Origin of the sequence: uncultured Sneathiella sp., assembly GCF_963973085.1 — a bacterium.
In the GTDB taxonomy this organism is placed as follows: Bacteria; Pseudomonadota; Alphaproteobacteria; order Sneathiellales; family Sneathiellaceae; genus Sneathiella.
This window is the reverse complement of record NZ_CAXAXA010000004.1, coordinates 202,064-220,126: the sequence shown is the minus strand read 5'-3', so window position 1 is coordinate 220,126 and position 18,063 is coordinate 202,064. Positions and strand designations below refer to the sequence as shown.

18 protein-coding genes are annotated in these 18,063 nt (G+C 50.8%); 12 read left to right on the top strand and 6 right to left on the bottom strand.

Annotation, left to right across the window (positions count from 1 at the left end; translation table 11 throughout):
* Positions 1-59: 59 nt before the first annotated feature.
* On the top strand, positions 60-866 hold the full coding sequence (locus tag AACZ19_RS11760; protein ID WP_339634142.1) for a helix-turn-helix transcriptional regulator: 807 nt from the start codon (positions 60-62) through the stop codon (positions 864-866).
* On the opposite strand, the gene AACZ19_RS11755 is transcribed toward AACZ19_RS11760, so the two are convergent.
* Genes AACZ19_RS11755 through AACZ19_RS11740 form a run of 4 tightly spaced genes read right to left on the bottom strand, consistent with a single transcriptional unit; the run spans position 863 to position 4,904 of the window.
* Positions 863-1,891 carry an ABC transporter ATP-binding protein gene (locus tag AACZ19_RS11755; protein ID WP_339634577.1) on the bottom strand — a complete coding sequence of 343 codons (1,029 nt, stop codon included), beginning with the start codon at positions 1,889-1,891 and terminating at the stop codon, positions 863-865. The genes AACZ19_RS11760 and AACZ19_RS11755 overlap by 4 nt on opposite strands.
* A gap of 8 nt (positions 1,892-1,899) precedes the next feature.
* The gene (locus AACZ19_RS11750; RefSeq protein ID WP_339634139.1) at positions 1,900-2,745 is read right to left on the bottom strand and encodes an ABC transporter permease; all 846 of its coding nucleotides are present in this window, start codon (positions 2,743-2,745) and stop codon (positions 1,900-1,902) included.
* A 2-nt stretch (positions 2,746-2,747) separates the two neighbouring features.
* Positions 2,748-3,605, bottom strand: coding sequence for an ABC transporter permease subunit (locus tag AACZ19_RS11745; RefSeq protein WP_339634138.1), 858 nt, complete (start codon positions 3,603-3,605; stop codon positions 2,748-2,750).
* Between the two features lie 51 nt (positions 3,606-3,656).
* Complete coding sequence (locus tag AACZ19_RS11740) at positions 3,657-4,904, bottom strand: ABC transporter substrate-binding protein (RefSeq protein ID WP_339634136.1); 1,248 nt, start codon at positions 4,902-4,904, stop codon at positions 3,657-3,659.
* A gap of 216 nt (positions 4,905-5,120) precedes the next feature.
* Here AACZ19_RS11740 and AACZ19_RS11735 point away from each other — a divergent pair, with 216 nt between their 5' ends.
* Together AACZ19_RS11735 and guaD are read left to right on the top strand one after the other, a co-directional pair.
* On the top strand, positions 5,121-5,615 hold the full coding sequence (locus tag AACZ19_RS11735; RefSeq protein WP_339634134.1) for an Lrp/AsnC ligand binding domain-containing protein: 495 nt from the start codon (positions 5,121-5,123) through the stop codon (positions 5,613-5,615).
* Positions 5,612-6,949, top strand: a complete 1,338-nt coding sequence (guaD, locus tag AACZ19_RS11730) for a guanine deaminase (RefSeq protein WP_339634132.1) — start codon at positions 5,612-5,614, stop codon at positions 6,947-6,949. The genes AACZ19_RS11735 and guaD overlap by 4 nt, the downstream gene beginning before the upstream one ends.
* Before the next feature lie 16 nt (positions 6,950-6,965).
* Here the strand turns inward: guaD and AACZ19_RS11725 are convergent, their stop codons facing one another.
* Positions 6,966-7,763: an IclR family transcriptional regulator C-terminal domain-containing protein gene (locus tag AACZ19_RS11725; RefSeq protein ID WP_339634130.1), complete on the bottom strand. Its 798-nt coding sequence runs from the start codon at positions 7,761-7,763 to the stop codon at positions 6,966-6,968.
* A 144-nt stretch (positions 7,764-7,907) separates the two neighbouring features.
* Here AACZ19_RS11725 and AACZ19_RS11720 point away from each other — a divergent pair, with 144 nt between their 5' ends.
* From AACZ19_RS11720 to AACZ19_RS11680, 9 genes are all read left to right on the top strand, one after another.
* Positions 7,908-10,085, top strand: a complete 2,178-nt coding sequence (locus AACZ19_RS11720; RefSeq protein ID WP_339634129.1) for a malate synthase G — start codon at positions 7,908-7,910, stop codon at positions 10,083-10,085.
* 54 nt (positions 10,086-10,139) lie between these two features.
* Positions 10,140-10,565 carry a heme-binding protein gene (locus AACZ19_RS11715; protein ID WP_339634127.1) on the top strand — a complete coding sequence of 142 codons (426 nt, stop codon included), beginning with the start codon at positions 10,140-10,142 and terminating at the stop codon, positions 10,563-10,565.
* A gap of 102 nt (positions 10,566-10,667) precedes the next feature.
* On the top strand, positions 10,668-11,135 hold the full coding sequence (locus AACZ19_RS11710; protein WP_339634125.1) for a MarR family transcriptional regulator: 468 nt from the start codon (positions 10,668-10,670) through the stop codon (positions 11,133-11,135).
* A gap of 606 nt (positions 11,136-11,741) precedes the next feature.
* Positions 11,742-12,275: a hypothetical protein gene (locus AACZ19_RS11705; RefSeq protein WP_339634123.1), complete on the top strand. Its 534-nt coding sequence runs from the start codon at positions 11,742-11,744 to the stop codon at positions 12,273-12,275.
* Positions 12,276-12,387: 112 nt separating this feature from the next.
* On the top strand, positions 12,388-13,005 hold the full coding sequence (locus tag AACZ19_RS11700; RefSeq protein ID WP_339634121.1) for a hypothetical protein: 618 nt from the start codon (positions 12,388-12,390) through the stop codon (positions 13,003-13,005).
* A 114-nt stretch (positions 13,006-13,119) separates the two neighbouring features.
* Positions 13,120-13,521 (top strand): PilZ domain-containing protein, encoded by a 402-nt coding sequence (locus tag AACZ19_RS11695; protein WP_339634120.1) that lies wholly within the window; start codon positions 13,120-13,122, stop codon positions 13,519-13,521.
* Positions 13,521-14,513, top strand: coding sequence for a response regulator (locus AACZ19_RS11690; RefSeq protein ID WP_339634119.1), 993 nt, complete (start codon positions 13,521-13,523; stop codon positions 14,511-14,513). Before AACZ19_RS11695 ends, AACZ19_RS11690 begins: the two co-directional genes overlap by 1 nt.
* A gap of 51 nt (positions 14,514-14,564) precedes the next feature.
* Entirely contained in the window at positions 14,565-15,614 is a 1,050-nt protein-coding gene (locus AACZ19_RS11685; protein WP_339634118.1) for a TAXI family TRAP transporter solute-binding subunit, read from the top strand.
* Between the two features lie 105 nt (positions 15,615-15,719).
* Complete coding sequence (locus AACZ19_RS11680) at positions 15,720-17,102, top strand: leucyl aminopeptidase family protein (RefSeq protein ID WP_339634116.1); 1,383 nt, start codon at positions 15,720-15,722, stop codon at positions 17,100-17,102.
* A 3-nt stretch (positions 17,103-17,105) separates the two neighbouring features.
* Here AACZ19_RS11680 and AACZ19_RS11675 read toward each other — a convergent pair whose 3' ends face one another.
* Complete coding sequence (locus AACZ19_RS11675) at positions 17,106-18,035, bottom strand: glyoxylate/hydroxypyruvate reductase A (RefSeq protein WP_339634114.1); 930 nt, start codon at positions 18,033-18,035, stop codon at positions 17,106-17,108.
* Positions 18,036-18,063 lie beyond the last annotated feature (28 nt).

Here is an 18,063-nt window from a genome sequence, read left to right as displayed (position 1 = left end):
AACAATCTGACAAAGAACATGTTGATAAGCGGGACGTTGCTGAAATATTCCGGGACAGAATGGCCCTTCTTTTGGCCCGGAAAGGGTTCAACCTGAGTCAGTTCGCCGAAAGTGTTGGCATCGATCGTTCAGCGTTGAGTCAGTTTCTTGCGCCGGGCTCAACCCGGCTGCCGCGTGCGGAGACGCTTTGCACGATTGCCCGCACCTATGGTGTTTCAGTCGACTGGCTGATGGGGCTGATCGCCAATGACGAAGTGGCGAGTGAGGCTGTCCCGATGATCGAGATTGAGCGGGTTACTGAAGCTTCCGCGAGCGTCAAGCTGGCGAAATGGCATCGCGAAGCGATGGGCTACAAAATCCGCTATGTGCCAACGACGTTGCCCGATCTTTTAAGGACGGATGAGATCGGAAGTTATGAATTCGGTGATTTTACGAAAATCGAGCGCGAGGCGAAAGAGCGGCAGATGCACGATCAACTCAGCTATTCAAGACGGCCGGAGACGGATATGGAAGTCTGCATGCCATTCCAGTCGATTGAGCAACTTGCGAAAGGCGAGGGAAATTGGAGTCAGGTGCCCCGGCATATTCGTAAAGATCAGATGGAGCATATGATCATATTGACAGAGGAACTTTATCCGACGTTCCGTCTTTTTTTGTTTGATGCCCGTAAGCACTATTCGGCGGCCTATACTTTGTTTGGCCCGCTCCGGGCGGCCATCTATATCGGCAACATGTACCTTATGGTAAATTCAGTGGAACATATCCGTGCCTTGACGGGCCATTTTGATGGACTGATCAGGAGTGCAGATGTCGCACCGGATAAGGTGGCGAGCCGGCTCATCGAATATATGGATAACCTGCGTTAAGGCAGAATCCAGAGTGACTGACGAGAGAAGTGCACAATAACGTCCATCCCGGATTGAAGCGGTTCCGCTGTATTTGGTGACAGCAGGGCGCTTATTTCCTGTTCTGCGACACTGAGTTTCAAACGCGTCTGGCTACCGAGAAACTTCTTGGATATTACTGTTGCGGGAAAACTATTCTCCGAAGTTGCTTCAGAACCGATAACAATATGCTCAGGGCGGATAGTTAAAAATTTGCCGTCAGCGGGCGCGTTTTCCGGAAGGGCAATTTGACCGAATGGGCAGCAGAATTTTCCTGATACAATTCTTCCCGAAATAAAATTTTGTGCTCCGAAGAATTTTGCGACGTCACGATCTTTTGGACGGTTATACAGGTTCTGAGGGATGTCATACTGGCGAAGCTGGCCTGAGAGCAGAAGGGCTATTTTATCGGCAAGCGCAATCGCCTCCTCCTGATCATGGGTGACGAAAAGCATAGTAGTCTTCATTTCCTCATGAAGGGATTTCAGCAGCGTTTGCATTTCCAGACGCAGGCTTTCATCCAGATTTGAAAATGGTTCATCCAGCAGGAGTATTCTGGGGCGTAAGATGAGGGCCCGTGCCAAGGCAACCCGCTGCTGCTGACCACCGGATAACTGCGAAGGTTTGCGATGGTCCAGCCCATTTAACTGCACCAATTCCAGGATTTCTCCAACGGCACGGGTGGTTTCTGCTTTTGGACGTCCTCTCATTTTGAGGCCGAAGCCCACATTCTCGCCTACGGACATGTAGGGAAACAGAAGATGATCCTGAAAGACCATTACCGCATCGCGCGATTGCGGCGGCTGTTTGAGCACGGATATGTCGGAAAAGCGGATATCGCCTGAAGTTGGGGTGAGCAATCCTGCGATCATTTTCAGAATTGTCGATTTCCCGCAGGCCGACGGGCCAAGCAAAGCCGTCAGAGAGCCGCTTTCAACTTCAAGAGAAACGTTATCGACGGCAGGCGTTTCTGAACCGGAATAGTATTTCGTCAGATGTTCGAGCATGAGATCGCTCATATCCGGTGCATTCCCTCAAGATTGCTGTTGCGTCCGGTCAAGTGCCGTGCCGCGACTAGAAGCAAAAGGACGCCCGGCAGAATGTAGATCATGCTAATCGCACCGGTAATATCATTGCGTCCCGCGCTTGCAAAATTAAACAGTAACAGCGGCAGGGTCACAACCCGTCCGCCACCGATCAGGAGTGTCAGGATGTATTGGCTCCAGGAGACGAGGAATGTAAATAACGACCCGATCAGCAGACCGGGCAGAATGGCCGGCAGGGTTACGTAATAGAAGGTTTGAAAAGGACCGGCGCCAAGGCTTCGGGCCTGTGCTTCCGCGTCCGGGTCATAATTAGAGAAAACCCCCGACATAACCAGAACCATATAGGGCAGGGTAGGGATCAAATGAACGATCATGACCCCGATAGCGGATCCCGCAAGTCCCAGCTTTAAGAACACAACATGAAGACCGAGTGCAACGGCGATACCGGGCACGATCATCGGTGCCAATATGAGAATCTCAATGATGGCCTTGCCGCGAAACTGGTAGAGGCCAAGCGCGCGTCCCGCTGGAATGCCAATAACTACGGAAATACAAGTTGCCCCGAGCGCAATCAAAGCAGTCTGCCCAAGCGCGGGTAGCACTTCGGAGGTTGTCGAAAAAACGTAATTCCATGCCCGCAAACTGTAAGAGGAGGGTAGAATGTCCGGAAAAAGCCAGCTCCGGCTCACCGACCAGAGCGCCAGCGGAATGAGGGGGAGTATCAACCAGCTTATGAGCAGCGCGAGAGAGAGCCAGGCCAGTCCTGATAATCCTCGGTTCCGGCTTCCCCTTTTGTTATTTTCTTGAACAGCCATTTTCATTTTCGGATATAGCGCCGTGTGAGCCGGGTATAGCCATAGATCATGACGGCGCTCAGCAGTGCAATAATCATCGCCATGGCGAGAGCTTCCGGGCGCGCATTCAGATCAACATCGGTAAAGGATTGATAGGCAAGAACCGGCAGGGCGGCAGGGTAACTCTGCCCAAGCAACGCCGGAATTTCATAGGCGCCAAAAGTGAAGGCAAAGACAATCATTCCGGCGGTCAGCAGGCCGGGCATCAAGAGGGGCAGAAGAACATGGCGAAAACTTTGCCAGCGGCTGGCCCCGAGAGACTGGGCGACTGCCTCGTAATCTCGGCCGATTGTCTGCATGTTTGCCAGCAGGATCAGGCCGATAAAAGGAACCTCTTTCCAGACATATTGCATAATAATCCCGATGGCCAGCGGATCGAAGATCATAGCTGGAAACTCCGAGGGCTTGGAAATCAGGGAAAATTCATAGGCAAGGCGCGCGAAAACACCGGATTGGGAAAAAAGGTAGAGGATGCCAACGGCGCCCACCAGATGCGGTACTGTCAGGTTGATCTGGAAGAGAAAATTGATGACGGATCGACCCAGGAAACTCTTGCGCAGGATCAAGGCCGCTCCTAGCGCCAAAAGAGAAGCGATGACCGTAGACGTGAAAGCGATATGGAATGTTAGTAGAAAAGAGAGAAAAAACCGCTCAGATGACAGAATCTGGCGATAGGCATCAAGGTTTATATTATCCTGCCCGATGAGGGGCATATAACCGAAACTTCCCACCAATCCGAGAGCGAGCCCGCCGATGAAAAGCCCGCAGACAATCAACAAAGCTGGGGAGAGCATCAACGGAATTTTCCACCGCTCAAACATAGGACGTGTCCCGGTTAGTTCGTTATTAAATGAGCTGATAGTATAGGCGCACTATTTCCCAACATTTTCCTGCCACCCTTTTTCGATTGCGCTGATCCAGTCGGGATGGAGTTCAGGAAGGGATTTACGGGCAAGGGCTTCAGGGGCGATAACGGCAGGATGCCGGGGTAAGGCCGCAAAACGAGCCCCCGCCTCGTCATCCAGTTTACTGACGTCAATTGCCGGTGCAGCCCCCCATACGCTGGATTTCGCCTTTTCATATTGCGCATCGAAGGAGAGCAGATAGTTGGCGGTGACCATCGCGGCGGCTTTATTCGGGGAGTTAAAGGGGATGGCAACATAGTTCGTATTGCCAATGGTCCCGTCTTGCAGCCCATATGAACGTGTTGTTTCCGGAAATATGCCGTTCTCGACATTAATGCCGAATATCGCTGGATCATAATCGAAATAAAGCGCGACTTCCCTGTTGGCAAAAAGCTGGGCAAGACTTGCAATGGCGTTGGGGTAGGTTTCACCCTCCCGCCAGAGATAGGGTTCCATTTCATTGAGGATGGCCCAGGCTTTCGGGGCAATTTCATCGAATTTTTCTTGATCAAAGTCCCCGAGCAGAGCGTCCGGACCTCCTGCTGCATGATAGAAGACATGTCGTATAAAAACACTGCCATTGAAATCCGTCGCCGCAGGATATGTGAATTCTCCGGGGTTTTCTTTAACCCAGTCAATGAGTTCCGGAATGCTCTTTGGTGGATTTTCCGTGCGCGCACTGTCATAAGCGAAGGCAAACTGCGCGCGGTTCCAGGGAACCTCGCATTCTTCTACCGGAAGGCCGAAATCATTGGCGATAGACGGATCCTGCCAGTTAACAAGTTTGTTATTTGGAAGCAGGTCATGATAACCGCAAAACAGCAAGTCACCTTGCTTCATAGTTCGAAAGTTCCCACCATTGATCCAGATCATATCAACGGCACCCGTATCATCAATCCCTGCCTGCTTTTCTCCGATGACAATATTGACGGCTTCCGCTGTGTCGTTTATCCCGACCCGTTTCAATGTGATGTTGTAGCGGTCCTTTAACTCGCTTCCAATAAAACCGCTCACATACTCGTTGATATTGTCAGCGCCGCCCCACATGAACCAGTTCACCGTTCCGCCGCGCGCGGCATCAACCACCTCTTCCCAGTTCTTGAAGGTGGGGTTGTCCTCGGCCTTGGTCATGAGGGGAAACAGGATGGCAAGAATAGTTATCAAGGCGGCAAGGCGGCCCCAATATGCGGAAGTGATAAACAAATTACGTATCATGGTCTCCGGGTCCACTGATCATCAGGTCAAAGCTTGTTTTTCGGCCATCCTAACCAAGTTGCACCGATACGTCCGCATAATACTGGTCAAACGTCTACAACTTTTCGAGATCGACTCATGATGAGGTAACGCGGGGAAATTTCTGGTCTTTTGCGAAAGAAACGGCTTAGACTTGAGCTATAAACTCATCTATCCGAGATTAAGGAATGCTTCAGGTTGCAAATACAGGCGTTGGACAGGACAGATTATAGAATCCTTCGAGAAATTCAGGCGAATGGTCGTATTTCTCTGGTGGACCTTTCCCGGCGCGTCAATCTGACCAAAACACCCTGCGCTGAACGTGTCAAAAGACTGGAGAAAGCGGGCATAATCCGGGGCTACTTTGCCGCGCTTGATCCTGAGACTGTTGACGCCGGCCATGTGGTCATGGTGCAAGTGCAGCTCTCAACCACAACGGCCGAGGCACTTGAGGAATTTAACACAGTGGTGCGGCAGATTCCGGAAATACAATCCTGCATGATGATTGCAGGAGGTTATGATTATCTGCTCAAAATACGGACCCGTGATATTGCATCATACCGCGAGCTATTGGGCGCGGCTATTTCGCAATTGCCTCATGTGATGCAGACCCATAGCTATGTGGTCATGGAGGTTGTGAAGGATGAGGTTACATTGGCGATCTCTGACACTACAGGAAAGAAAGAGCCATGAAAAAGGCAATCCGAGGGCGGTGTCTTTCCTATCGCGGCAATCCCTTTACGGAACCACTTTCGGATTGCCTGCATTATGAAGAGGATGGCTTGGTTGTCATTGAGGCAGGAAATATTGTCGCCTATGGTCCCGCTTTAGCTTTGCAACGCGATGTTGGTGCGGATGTCGCGGTGACATATTATAAAGATGCCATTATCTGTCCGGGATTTATCGATTGTCATGTCCATTATCCCCAGACGGAAATGATCGGCGCTTACGGAAAACAGCTGATCGACTGGTTGAATAAATATACTTTTATCACCGAGCAGAAATTCGCGAACAAGGAGTATGCTCTCAAGTCGGCAGAAATCTTCCTGAAGGAAATGTTGCGCGCAGGCACGACGACCTCTGCCGTATTCTGTACTGTTCACCCCCAGTCCGTGGACGCTTTTTTCGAACAATCAGCGAAACTCAATATGCGGAATATCGCCGGTAAAGTCCTGATGGACAGATTTGCGCCAATCGGGCTTAAGGATACGGCGCAGACGGGATATGATGAAACGAAAGAACTTATTGCAAAATGGCATGGTAAGGGCCGTGCGCTTTATGCTGTAACACCGCGCTTCGCTCCGACAAGCTCGGCAGAGCAAATGGAGGTGACTGGCGCGGTATGGCAGGAACATCCGGGAACCTATTTGCAATCACATATTTCAGAGAACAAGGCTGAGATAGAATGGGTAAAGGAACTTTATCCGAATCGCAAAAATTATGTAGATGTGTACCGCCATTACAACCAACTTGGTCCAAGGGCAATCTATGGGCATGCCGTACATTTTTCGGATGATGATTTTCGCATTTTTTCCGAAAGCGGTACGGCAATAGCGCATTGCCCGACATCCAACCTGTTTTTGGGAAGCGGGCTGTTCCAGCTTGAAAGGGCCATGACAGGTGTGCCTTCTGTGCGGGTTGGGCTTGCTACTGACCTTGGCGGGGGCACAAATTTTTCCCAGCTCGTGAGTATGAATGAAGCCTATAAAACTGCGCAATTAAACGGCTTCGCGCTGGATGCACATAAAGCCTTTTATCTGGCTACACGGGGGGCCGCAGAGGCGTTGTATCTTGGAGACAGCATTGGCAGCATTGCGGAAGGATATGAGGCCGATATTACTATCCTGGACCTTAAGGCGACACCAATTCTTGACTATCGTCTGGAACATGCCGAAACACTGGAGGAACAGCTTTTCGCATTGATAATGCTTGGGGATGATCGGGTAACACGTGCGACTTATGTAGCTGGAGAGCTGGTCTATGAGCGGGATCATGAAACTGGCAGCATGAGGTTCATAGGAATTTAGACACAGGGTTTCTTTTTCACGGGCGTTTGCCGCCAAGTGCGGTAGTGATTTCGGCCGCGACATCCACGGTTATGCTGCCTAGCTCCATCAGCCTTTCTTGGGATATCCGTGCCGCAGGTCCGGAAATCGACAATCCGGCCAGCGGTTCAGCATGTTCGTCATAAACCAGCGCGGCGGCACATCGTAAACCCACCGCATGCTCTTCGTCATCAAGGGCAAAGCCGCGCTTGCGTGACCTCGCCAATTCTGAAAGGAGCGTTTGCATATCCGTTATCGTTTTATCCGTCAGCTTTTCCAGAGCCTGAGCCGCAATGACTCGTTCAACGTCCTGAGGCTGCATCGCCATCAGTATGGCTTTACCGACGCCGGAACAATGCATCGGGACATGGTTGCCAGGCTTAGAAAAGACGCGCATCATTTCCCGGCTTTCGACTTGCGCAAGGTAAATAACCCTGTCTTCATCAGCGATGGCAAGATTGACGGTCTCCCCGCTGAGTTCCATCAGTCGGCGCATATATGGTCGTGCGACAGTTGCCAGGTCACGGGATGCTAGGAATCCGTTCCCGGTAACAAACGCACGCATGGCAATCTGCCAGAGGCTGCCATCCCGGTCATATTGAACGTAATGCTGCTCCTGCAACGTCGTTAGAAGCCGGTGGGTGGTTGACGGTGCCAGTTTGAGCAATTTTGAAATTGACGTTAGGGAGAGGCCCGGGGGATTGTCGGCAATCGCATTCAGTATCGACAGCGCTCGCGTCAAAGATTGAACCTGCCCCGTCCTGACTGTCTGTGTGGTAGGCGCATTAGCCGCCATATTGAAATTCCATATTGTGAAAATGTTTCCATTATGAGTTTATTCTCTTTCCTGTAACTGTCAATATCGCTCTAATTACATAACGGCGGGCAGGAATTTGCAGGCCGTTGATAAATCTTTATGATCAGGGGCAAGACGGGACAGATGACAAATCGCGTGACAAAAAACGGCCTTCAGGTTGCGACGGAAATTGCCGACCTTGTTGACAAGGAAATCGTGCCGGGCCTCGGACTTAAAGAAGATGCGGTTTGGGCGCTTCTTGCTGATCTTGTCGCGAATTTCGGGCCGCGCAATCGAGAGCTTCTTGAAAAACGCCAAGAGTTGCAGGAGAAAATCGATGCGTGGCATCTTGCGGCCAAAGGTAGGCCGCATGATCCCGTGGCGTATAAATCATTCCTGCAGGAGATTGGCTATCTCATCCCCGAAGGCCCTGCATTCAAAGTAACGACTGACAATGTCGATCCGGAAATATCAGACGTTGCCGGACCGCAACTCGTGGTGCCGGTGATGAATGCCCGATATGCCTTGAATGCGGCGAATGCTCGTTGGGGGAGCCTGTATGATGCTCTCTACGGCACGGATGTTCTTTCTGAAGAAAGCGGATGCGAAAAAGGAAACAGCTATAATCCCAAACGCGGACTTGCGGTCATTGAATATGGCTTCGGCGTTCTTGACAGGGCCGCCCCGCTCGCCAAAGGTGGTCACAAGGATGTTCGTGCTTATCGGTTAAAGGAAACAGACGGACAAAAGCAGTTGGAGGCAGAATTGGCGAATGGTTCCGTGACGGGACTCGCTGATCCGACACAGTTCGCGGGATATCTTGAAGATGAGGTGCTAACCTCAATTCTTCTTCAGAAAAACGGTCTTCATCTTGATATTCAGATCGATCCCGATCATCCGGTCGGCAGGGACCATCCCGCGGATGTAAAGGACATTCTGATGGAATCGGCGATGTCCACCATTCAGGATTGCGAAGATTCAGTCGCCGCCGTCGATGCTGAGGACAAAGCCCTTGTGTATCGGAATTGGCTCGGGTTGATGAAGGGCGATTTGGAAGACAAGTTCGAGAAAGGCGGCAAAGAGATTTCTCGCACGTTGAATCCGGATCGTGTTTACTTGGATCCGGCGGGGAGGGAGATGACCTTGCACGGGCGGAGTTTGCTCCTCGTTCGCAATGTCGGCCATCTGATGACGACAAATGCCGTGCTGGATGTCGAGGGAAAAGAGATTCCGGAAGGGATACTGGATGCTGTTATGACAACAGCGGCGGCGCTGCATGATCTGAATGGCTATGGCCGCTATTCAAATAGCCGCGCGGGAAGTCTTTATATCGTGAAACCAAAAATGCATGGCCCTGAAGAAGCCGCGTTCACCAACGATTTGTTCGCTGCGGTGGAAGATGGATTTGGCCTGCCGCGCAACACGATCAAAGTGGGTGTAATGGATGAGGAACGTCGGACGACGGTCAACCTCAAGGAATGCATCCGCGCCGTATCGGAACGGATTTTCTTCATCAATACGGGCTTTCTTGACCGGACAGGGGATGAAATCCATACCAGTATGGAAGCTGGCCCCTTTATGCGGAAAGACGATGCGAAGGGTGAACCATGGATTGCCGCCTATGAGGATTGGAACGTCGACATTGGTCTTGAAACGGGACTGCCGGGCCATGCGCAGATCGGCAAAGGTATGTGGGCGATGCCGGACGAGATGGCAAAAATGATGGAGGCCAAAATAGGTCATCCGAAGGCGGGCGCTAACTGTGCGTGGGTTCCGTCACCGACTGCGGCAACGCTCCATGCGCTTCATTACCATGAAGTCTCCGTCAAGGATCGGCAGGCGGAGCTGGCCAAGCGGGACCGGGCAAGCCTTGATAGCATTTTGACTCCGCCGCTGTTGAATGGGGAAAACCTCTCCGAAAAAGAGGTTCAGGCAGAGCTGGACAATAACGCACAAGGCATACTCGGCTATGTCGTGCGCTGGATCGACCAGGGTGTCGGCTGTTCCAAAGTACCGGATATAAACGATGTCGGTCTCATGGAAGACCGGGCGACATTGCGCATATCCAGCCAGCATATTGCAAACTGGCTGTACCATGGAATTTGCAGTGAAGACGACGTCATGGAAACCATGAAACGCATGGCAGGGGTTGTCGATGCGCAAAATGCCGACGATCCGCTTTATGAGCCGATGGCAGGACATTTTGATACGTCGGTTGCCTTCAAGGCGGCCTGTGATCTTGTGTTTGAAGGGCGTTCGCAACCGAGTGGATACACCGAGCCTATACTGCATGCCCGTCGTCTAGAGGCTAAGGCCCAATGACGTCGCTTAGGCCGCCTGGAAAAAGGTTATTAACATTCTCAATTGGAGGGCAAGATGCTCAATATTAAACGCCTGTCCCACGCGGACGCACTCATTCTTATTCATGGCGCCCGGGAGAAGGCAAATGACATCGGCGTACCAATGTGTATTTCGATTGTTGACGAGAGCGGAAATCTGGTTGCGTTCGAGCGGATGGACGGCGGCAAGGTAACGAGTATTACGATTTCTGCCGATAAGGCTTATACCGCCGCCGCAGCACGGAAAGCGACCCACGAATATAATGCTGTGAATGTTCCGGGGAACCTGGCGTTTGGAATTCATACTGAAGTTGGCGGGCGTCTCTCCTCCGTTGGCGGGGGACTGCCGGTGATTGTGGATGGAGAGGTCGTTGGTGGTATCGGGTTAAGTTCGGGCACGCCTGCACAAGACATGGAGTGCGCCGAAGCCGGGCTTGCTCATTTCTATGGGGTGATGGAATAAATTCGCGCTCCCTTGTGCTTCGCTATATTCTGTGGCTATAACAATACTCTCGACAAGGGAGTTGTCGAGTATGAGGTGAAATCAGGAGCCCGGCGGAGCGCAATGACAGCGGAAAAAATCAAAACCGAAAAGCAACTTTCTGGCGAAATTCAGATGACTGCTCTGGAAGGTATTGTTGGTTTTCATATGCGCAAGGCCATCTTGCGCGGGCAAAGCAGGTTTGCGACCGCCGCCGGACGTAAGCTGGTGACCGGCCAATTCTCCGTTATGGCCATCATCAATGAAAATCCGGGCAGAACCCAGAGCGCAATTGCCGAAGCGGCAGGTTTGGACCGCTCTTCCCTTGTTCCCATTCTCAATAAATTTGAAAAGGACGGATTAATTCACCGCGCGCCGGTGAAGGGCGACAAGCGCGCCTACGCTGTTCGATTGACGAAAAAGGGGGAGAAGGAACTCGCGGTACTTGAAGAAAAGGCTGAAGAGATCGAGGCGCAAGTAATTGCCGGTCTTGGTGCGAAGGACCATGCTCAGCTAATCGACCTTCTGAAAAGATTCCATGATATTATCTAGCCTGATACGGGGGTGTGTTTGAGCCATCCGATTCGCCCCTAGATGGCATAATTTGACATGAATGGCATACCGAGATTGATATGAATTGTTGCCCTTATCGCGATACCAACCATATCTGGTGGGTGTGCAAATACAATTCTATGCGCGCGATACAACGTGTCCTTAAAAGTGCATAAAAATAACACATAGCAACCAAAACGCTAGTTGAGGGTGCCGTCCTTCCATATACTGCTTCTAACAGCAGGCGAAAGTGATGCTCGCGGGGAGCAAAACGATAAAGGGGGACGACATGGGCATGATGTTTAGCGATTTTAACAAAGCACTTTCCGCTAAGAGCTGCTATTCCAAATTTTAATTGTCTTCAGCGGTTTTCGTATTGACTGTTCTTCTTTCCGTTTCGTTCTTCGTTCAGGAACCCCCGCGAGGAGACAAAAATACCCCGCCGATCGAGAAAACAGCACTTCTCGAGTAGGAACATCCAATGCGCCAGATTGGCTGAATTCTTGCATTTTTAGGCGAGAGAACACTTCCTTAATGAAATAATGTGTAAATTCCTGCTTTGAACAGGTCGATATGATTGACCAGATAAGTGAGGCACGACTTCGGATGAGTAGTGAAACAGGTACGCTGAAAGCCTATCGCATGCGCGCCCGAAATACGAACGTAAATGACGTCACTCTCCTGGCGACGGACTATCTCAACCATTTCAACGAAGCCCTGATGCTCGCAGAACTGGTCATGGATATGCCCGACATGCTTGATGATTTTATCGATTGGTCTCCTTGCAGTTACAAAGACCACTTCGCTGGCAGTGGCATAGCAGACAGAGAACTGGCGATAGAAGCCTTCGCCTTTTCCCCGGCTGAGTACAAGCAGCCCTTCGAAATCACCATTCGACAACTGGATTCCGAAATAGTCTCTTTACAAAGGTGCTTCGGCACTAGCGAAGGCTCTGATGGCGGGCAAAAAATCCGCGTCGCGGCGGAAAATAAATGCAAGATCATTCGGGAGTTAATTGACAATGCCGGCGCTATCATAAATGGAAAACTCCGGGATACGCAATTTGAGTCAACTGATGCTGCAAATGAGACAGAGGCGGCTAATATCGATCAGGATGAAATTAATGCATTGTTCGGTTAGTTCTGCTCTAATTCCCTCCATATTTCAAAATTGGAAGGCTATAAATATAAAAAGCATTCTCAGCGGTTACGCTTTCTTCGCCGCAAGCCTTTTCCTTTGGCCCTCTAATGCAATGGCTGAGGCAGATAAGGCATGTCTTGCGATTTGGAAAAAGCCGGAAGTGAAAATTGAAGTTGTATCGATCAAACCGCGTTTTGATCATAGCAAATCATCTCAGCAGATTGAGCGTATCGCAAAGAAAAGCGGCTTTTCCAAATCGTTACGTCACGCAAGCCTTTTGGGCCTGACGCATTCTTCAATAGGACCTAGTCTCGGCGTAGCGACCAAGTACAAAGTGTTAGAGGGCGGAAAAAAATGTCTGCGTCTCGATTGGGTTAAGCTTACCTTTGGTGCAAGAAAAACAAACATTTACATCGATCGGAAATACCGGAAAGGGACATGTGCCTACAAGGCGATCCTTGCACATGAGTTGGAGCATGTCCGAATAAACGAGCGTGTAATCGAAGAGTATCTTCCAATCATTACGGAGGAACTGAAAGAGCGTTCAGCCGGGGTCAGGCCGTTTTATACAAAAAATTCAAAAGACGCGGGGCGCTCCATTGTGAATCGATTAATGTTCGAACTCGATTCCGTGCTGGAGGACTTTAACCGGGCACGGATGGAAGAAAATGACTTGATTGATACACCCGCTGCTTATGCTGCGACACAGGCGACATGCGCAGATTGGTAAGCATTGAATCTAGTTATTTGCGAATTATTAAGATTTTCTTGATTAAGGTACTCAAGGTCAGAGAACAGAATTGTTCCAGCTGAAAATTCAGCCTTCGGAAGACAGAGAACTGAGATGATCATTGCGAAAGATATCAAGAAAATGCTGAGAGCGCTTGAAGTCGAAAGCGATCACATGAAAACCGGGAGCGCGAAAGATCGACGCTTCCGTCGAGCCGATGTCCGCTGGCCTGCGACTATCCGCGCGGAACGGGGCCATGCCTGCCTTCACGAAGAAGAACGTGAGGTAAGCGGAATTATCAAGGATATATCGGCCAATGGCGCACGGATAGATGTCGAAGGATTGTTTTTTGAAAAGAATAATCTCTTGCTACAGACAGCGCAGTTTGGCGCCTTTCGATGTGACCTAGTCTGGCGCCGTGGAAACAAGATAGGTCTGCAGTTTTCGGAAGACCCTGCAAAAATCCTCGAAAAATTACAGGAACTCATTCCCGGATTTGACAATACAGTTTCGTGATGGCAGACCCGCATTTCCAGGCCGTCAGGGTGTTACTTTTTGATCCTGATCCAGCCATGCGCCACAACACACGAAGCGCGCTATTGAATGCAGGTTTTGGCGATGTCGTCGCCTGTGCTGATCCCGTTGAATTTGGAGATAAAGCCAAGATAGGTAAATTTGATCTGATCCTCGCGGAGACAGGTTTAGCTGACATAGATACCCATCAGATCATCCATGAAATTCGTAGCAATCGGATTGGCTGGGACCCATTCGTGAATGTTGTGGTGTCACTCTGGAATTCCGCCCCTGAAGTCGTGGACAAAGTGATGAAATCCGGTGCAGACGACTTGATTACGCGCCCGATGTCTCGCAGTCAGATAATCTCTCGTATCGAACGGTTAGTGGTGTCGCGCAAGCCGTTTGTCGTCACTGCAGACTATGTCGGTCCGGACAGGCGTCTGGCGATTAGAGCCCCCAGCGCCATGCCAGCAATAATTGTTCCAAATTCCTTAAAGGCAAAAGCGGAAAACCGGCCAGAGCTTTCCGCGACACCCGAAACCATTCAGCTTGCGATGAAGGTCGTGAAAGAACGGAAGATATCGATTTATACCGAGCAGCTAATGCGGCTCTCTTCCGCCGTGATTCTTCTGTTTGGCACAACGGGCTCGGCTAAGGATAGAAAGGCGATAATCGCAGCAATGCGGGAGCGGAACGGCGCACTGGCAGAAGCTGTCCAAGGGACGAAGCTTGAGCATGTCATATCTCTCTGCGATGCGTTGAGTGATCTTTTACGGTCTATCGATATTGATGGCCGGTCTCTGTCTGATAAGGACCGCGAATTACTGTCACAAATTCCTTATGCTATTCACAAGGCTTGCGTCGAAGTACATCATACTGCGAGCCTCGCCTTTGACATTCGGGATGTAACAAGCCGGTTGCGTGATAAACAAAAACAGCAAAAACATGGCGTTCCTTCAGAAAATGGAATAAATAGTCCGGCTTTTGACTAATTCATACTTTGTTCCTGGAATTTGAGGACTATTATTAATACTGAAACCTTAGTGCAGGAAGTTCAGGAGGGTGAGCTCATTTTTATCGCAAAATCGCTAATGCGTGGCGGAGTATTATTTTCCTTACTCTTTATCACTTTCCTCTCTATCGAAAGCGCTAGCGCTCAGAGCATCACTTTCTTGCGTATCGGCACCGGGTCGACGGCAGGAACCTATTACCCCATCGGCACTCTGATCGCATCAGTAATCTCTAACCCTCCGGGTAGCCGCCCATGTGAGGCGGGGGGATCCTGCGGGGTTCCCGGGCTAATAGCGACAGCCCAGACAACCCACGGATCCGTTGCCAATATTCATGGCGTTGCAAATGGAAGTTTCGATACAGCTTTGGCGCAGTCGGATATGGTGGCGGCGGCCTATAATGGTCAAGGCATTTTCCGAAAGAATGATCCAGTGACGTCGCTCAGGGTAATTGCCAATCTTTATCCAGAAGATATTCATCTGGTTGTACGCCGGGAGGCAAACATCAATAGCGTCGGTGATTTGAAAGGCAAGCGGGTTTCAATTGACGTTCCGGGATCAGGGACGCGTGAAAACGCGAAGCAGATTCTGAAAGCTTATGGCCTTTCGATAAAAGATATTGATGCGGTAACCGCAGATCCTGATAAAGCCGTAACCTTGATGCTACAAGATTCTCTGGATGCATTTTTCTTTGTGGCGGGATACCCGGTTACCGCTGTTTCCGAGCTCGCGGATGCAGAAAAAATCGAACTATTACCAATTGAGGGAGAAGTTGCGAAAAAATTCCTTGCTGACCATCCCTATTACTCCGCCTCTGAAATACCGGCGGACACCTATCTGGATCTGAGAACTGTACCAACGCTCGCTGTCACAACGCAATGGATCGTAAGTGCCGATATGTCGGAAGAGCTGGTCTATGAAATGACGCGCGCTCTATGGCATCCGGAAAATCGGCATTTGCTGGATCGGGGGCATGCAAAGGGAAAACTTATCCTTCCCGAAACAGCTCTTAAAGGCGTTGGCATACCAGTACATCCAGGGGCAGAACGATATTATCGTGAGGTAAGGGTTCTTACTGACTAGGAAGTCGACAAGAATTTTTATAGGCTGTTTTCATCATTAGAATTAACAGCAGTTGCCGCTCGTCGATAGCCTTGATAGGGTTGTCAAAAGTTATAGGAGTAGATCGTGCCCCCCTTTATCGCCACGACATCAGAAGCGACCCCCAAACCAATTATCGTTGTCGAAAGAACGAACTTCGACAACTGGCTCGCGTCGCAGTCGGACGCATATAAAAGCTGGATTGCCGCCCATGACTTTGAGCTTGAGGATGGGAAATTGCTACTCCTCCCCGGGACAGACCATGGGATTGAAGCCGTTCTTTATGTTAAAGACAGCGCATGGGATATCTGGTCTCTGGCAGATCTGCCGGGGCAATTGCCGGCCGGTTCGTACTCTCTTGAAACTGAGCTCGACGAACGAGAGGCCACAGATCTGGCAACGGGCTGGTCACTCGGCACCTATAATTTCGATCGCTATAAAAAGAATAAGAAGAATTACGCGACATTGATCCTGCCGGACGGGGCGGATGAAAGCAAAATTGCGCGCACAGTGAAAGCGATGACGCTGGTGCGGGATCTTATCAACACGCCGGCAGGCGATCTGGGTCCTTCTGCTCTGGAAGCCGCTGCATCTCAAGTCGCCGGCGAGTTCGAGGCGGAACAGACCAATATTATCGGAGATGATTTGCTGACCTACCATTTTCCAATGGTTCATGCGGTAGGCCGCGCGGCCGCGGATGCGCCACGTCTGATCGATATCGTTTGGGGTGACAAGAATGCCCCGAAAGTCACACTGGTCGGCAAGGGCGTCTGTTTTGATAGTGGGGGTCTTGATATCAAATCAGCGGCGGGAATGCTGATGATGAAAAAGGATATGGGCGGGGCGGCAACGGTTCTAGGGCTGGCCCATATGATTATGGACGCAAACCTGCCAGTTCGGCTGCGTGTGCTGATTCCAGCTGTCGAAAACGCGATATCCGGAAATGCTTTTCATCCGGGAGATGTCCTGACCAGCCGGAATGGAAAAACCGTTGAAATCGGCAATACGGATGCGGAAGGAAGGCTCATTCTGGCAGATGCCTTGGCCGCCGCCGACGAGGAATCGCCGGATTTACTGATCGATATGGCGACCTTGACGGGTGCTGCGCGTGTTGCCGTCGGCACTGAGATTGCGGCGACCTTCACTGATGATGATGCATTGTTTGAAGCAATTGAAGAAAATGCACGGCTTGAAAAAGATCCCGTCTGGCGGATGCCGCTTTGGGACGATTACCGCCATCTGATCGATAGTAAAATTGCAGATATTAATAATTCAGGTTCTGGCGGCGGATATGCGGGCGCTATCACTGCGGGGCTGTTCCTGAAGGAATTTGTCGAAAATGTCGCAAGCTGGGTTCATTTCGACATTATGGCCTATAACGTAAGAAGCCGACCCGGCCGCCCCATCGGCGGGGAAGCCTTTGCCATGCGTGCATTGTTTTCCCTGATTGAGAAACGATACCCGAGCTAGTTTTCAATATCCTTTTTCGACATCCACGGCGTGCAGCAGATCCTCTCCCTTTTGGGTGCGGATAATGTTCTCCGCGACCAGCTTCGCGACGCTTTCCGGATCGGAAATGCTTGCGACATGGGGGGTGATGCGGATTTTCGGATGGTCCCAGAAGGGATGATCTTCCGCGAGGGGCTCGGTATGGAATACATCCAGCGTGGCGGCCGAAAGTTGCCCGCTATCCAGTGCCGGAATGAGATCATCTTCTGCCAGATGCGGCCCGCGACCGGCGTTGATAATACCGGCACCTTTTGGTAGCTTGGAAAACAACTCTGCATTCAGGACATTCTCGGTGGCTGATGTGAGGGGAAGCAGGCAGACAAGGATTTCTGATCGGGCAAGGAAATCATCCAGTTGATCGTCTCCAAAGAAACTTTTCACCCCTTCTATTTTTTTCTCGGATCGACTCCATCCTGCAACATCGAACTTAAGGAAGCTAAGTGCTTCCGCCGCACCGCCGCCGAGCTCTCCCATGCCTAGAATGCCGACCTTTCGCTCACTTGCGAAAGGTGCGAAATGCTCCTTCCAGACATGCTCGCGCTGCTGAGCGTCATAGGCGTGACAGAAGCGGTGATGGTTTAAAACATGCTGTACAACATATTCCGTCATTCGCCCGGTCAGGTTAGGGTCGACAACGCGAGAAAAGGGCAGATGGCGCGGAAAATCAGGATCGGCGAGCAAGTGATCGACACCGGCTCCCAGTGAATACACGGCTTGCAGGTTTTTCAGCTTTGCCAGCTCGCCATGCGGCATTTTCCAACACAGCGCATATTTAATCTCATCCGGGTCACCAATATCGGGCCAAATCCGAACCTCAAGATCAGGGATGTATTTGCCAAGCTCACGGCGCCACCAGTCAGCGCGGTCAATATTACTCTTGAATAACAGGGCCATTTTTCTTCTCCGGTACCTTATTCCGATA

Bases quoted from the DNA above. Each gene is read 5' to 3' on its own strand.
- AACZ19_RS11760 (WP_339634142.1), top strand. From the start codon at position 60: ATGGCCCTTCTTTTGGCCCGGAAAGGGTTCAACCTGAGTCAGTTCGCC.
- AACZ19_RS11755 (WP_339634577.1), bottom strand. From the start codon at position 1,891: ATGCTCGAACATCTGACGAAATACTATTCCGGTTCAGAAACGCCTGCC.
- AACZ19_RS11750 (WP_339634139.1), bottom strand. From the start codon at position 2,745: ATGGCTGTTCAAGAAAATAACAAAAGGGGAAGCCGGAACCGAGGATTA.
- AACZ19_RS11745 (WP_339634138.1), bottom strand. From the start codon at position 3,605: ATGTTTGAGCGGTGGAAAATTCCGTTGATGCTCTCCCCAGCTTTGTTG.
- AACZ19_RS11740 (WP_339634136.1), bottom strand. From the start codon at position 4,904: ATGATACGTAATTTGTTTATCACTTCCGCATATTGGGGCCGCCTTGCC.
- guaD (WP_339634132.1), top strand. From the start codon at position 5,612: ATGAAAAAGGCAATCCGAGGGCGGTGTCTTTCCTATCGCGGCAATCCC.
- AACZ19_RS11725 (WP_339634130.1), bottom strand. From the start codon at position 7,763: ATGGCGGCTAATGCGCCTACCACACAGACAGTCAGGACGGGGCAGGTT.
- AACZ19_RS11720 (WP_339634129.1), top strand. From the start codon at position 7,908: ATGACAAATCGCGTGACAAAAAACGGCCTTCAGGTTGCGACGGAAATT.
- AACZ19_RS11715 (WP_339634127.1), top strand. From the start codon at position 10,140: ATGCTCAATATTAAACGCCTGTCCCACGCGGACGCACTCATTCTTATT.
- AACZ19_RS11710 (WP_339634125.1), top strand. From the start codon at position 10,668: ATGACAGCGGAAAAAATCAAAACCGAAAAGCAACTTTCTGGCGAAATT.
- AACZ19_RS11705 (WP_339634123.1), top strand. From the start codon at position 11,742: ATGAGTAGTGAAACAGGTACGCTGAAAGCCTATCGCATGCGCGCCCGA.
- AACZ19_RS11700 (WP_339634121.1), top strand. From the start codon at position 12,388: ATGGCTGAGGCAGATAAGGCATGTCTTGCGATTTGGAAAAAGCCGGAA.
- AACZ19_RS11695 (WP_339634120.1), top strand. From the start codon at position 13,120: ATGATCATTGCGAAAGATATCAAGAAAATGCTGAGAGCGCTTGAAGTC.
- AACZ19_RS11690 (WP_339634119.1), top strand. From the start codon at position 13,521: ATGGCAGACCCGCATTTCCAGGCCGTCAGGGTGTTACTTTTTGATCCT.
- AACZ19_RS11675 (WP_339634114.1), bottom strand. From the start codon at position 18,035: ATGGCCCTGTTATTCAAGAGTAATATTGACCGCGCTGACTGGTGGCGC.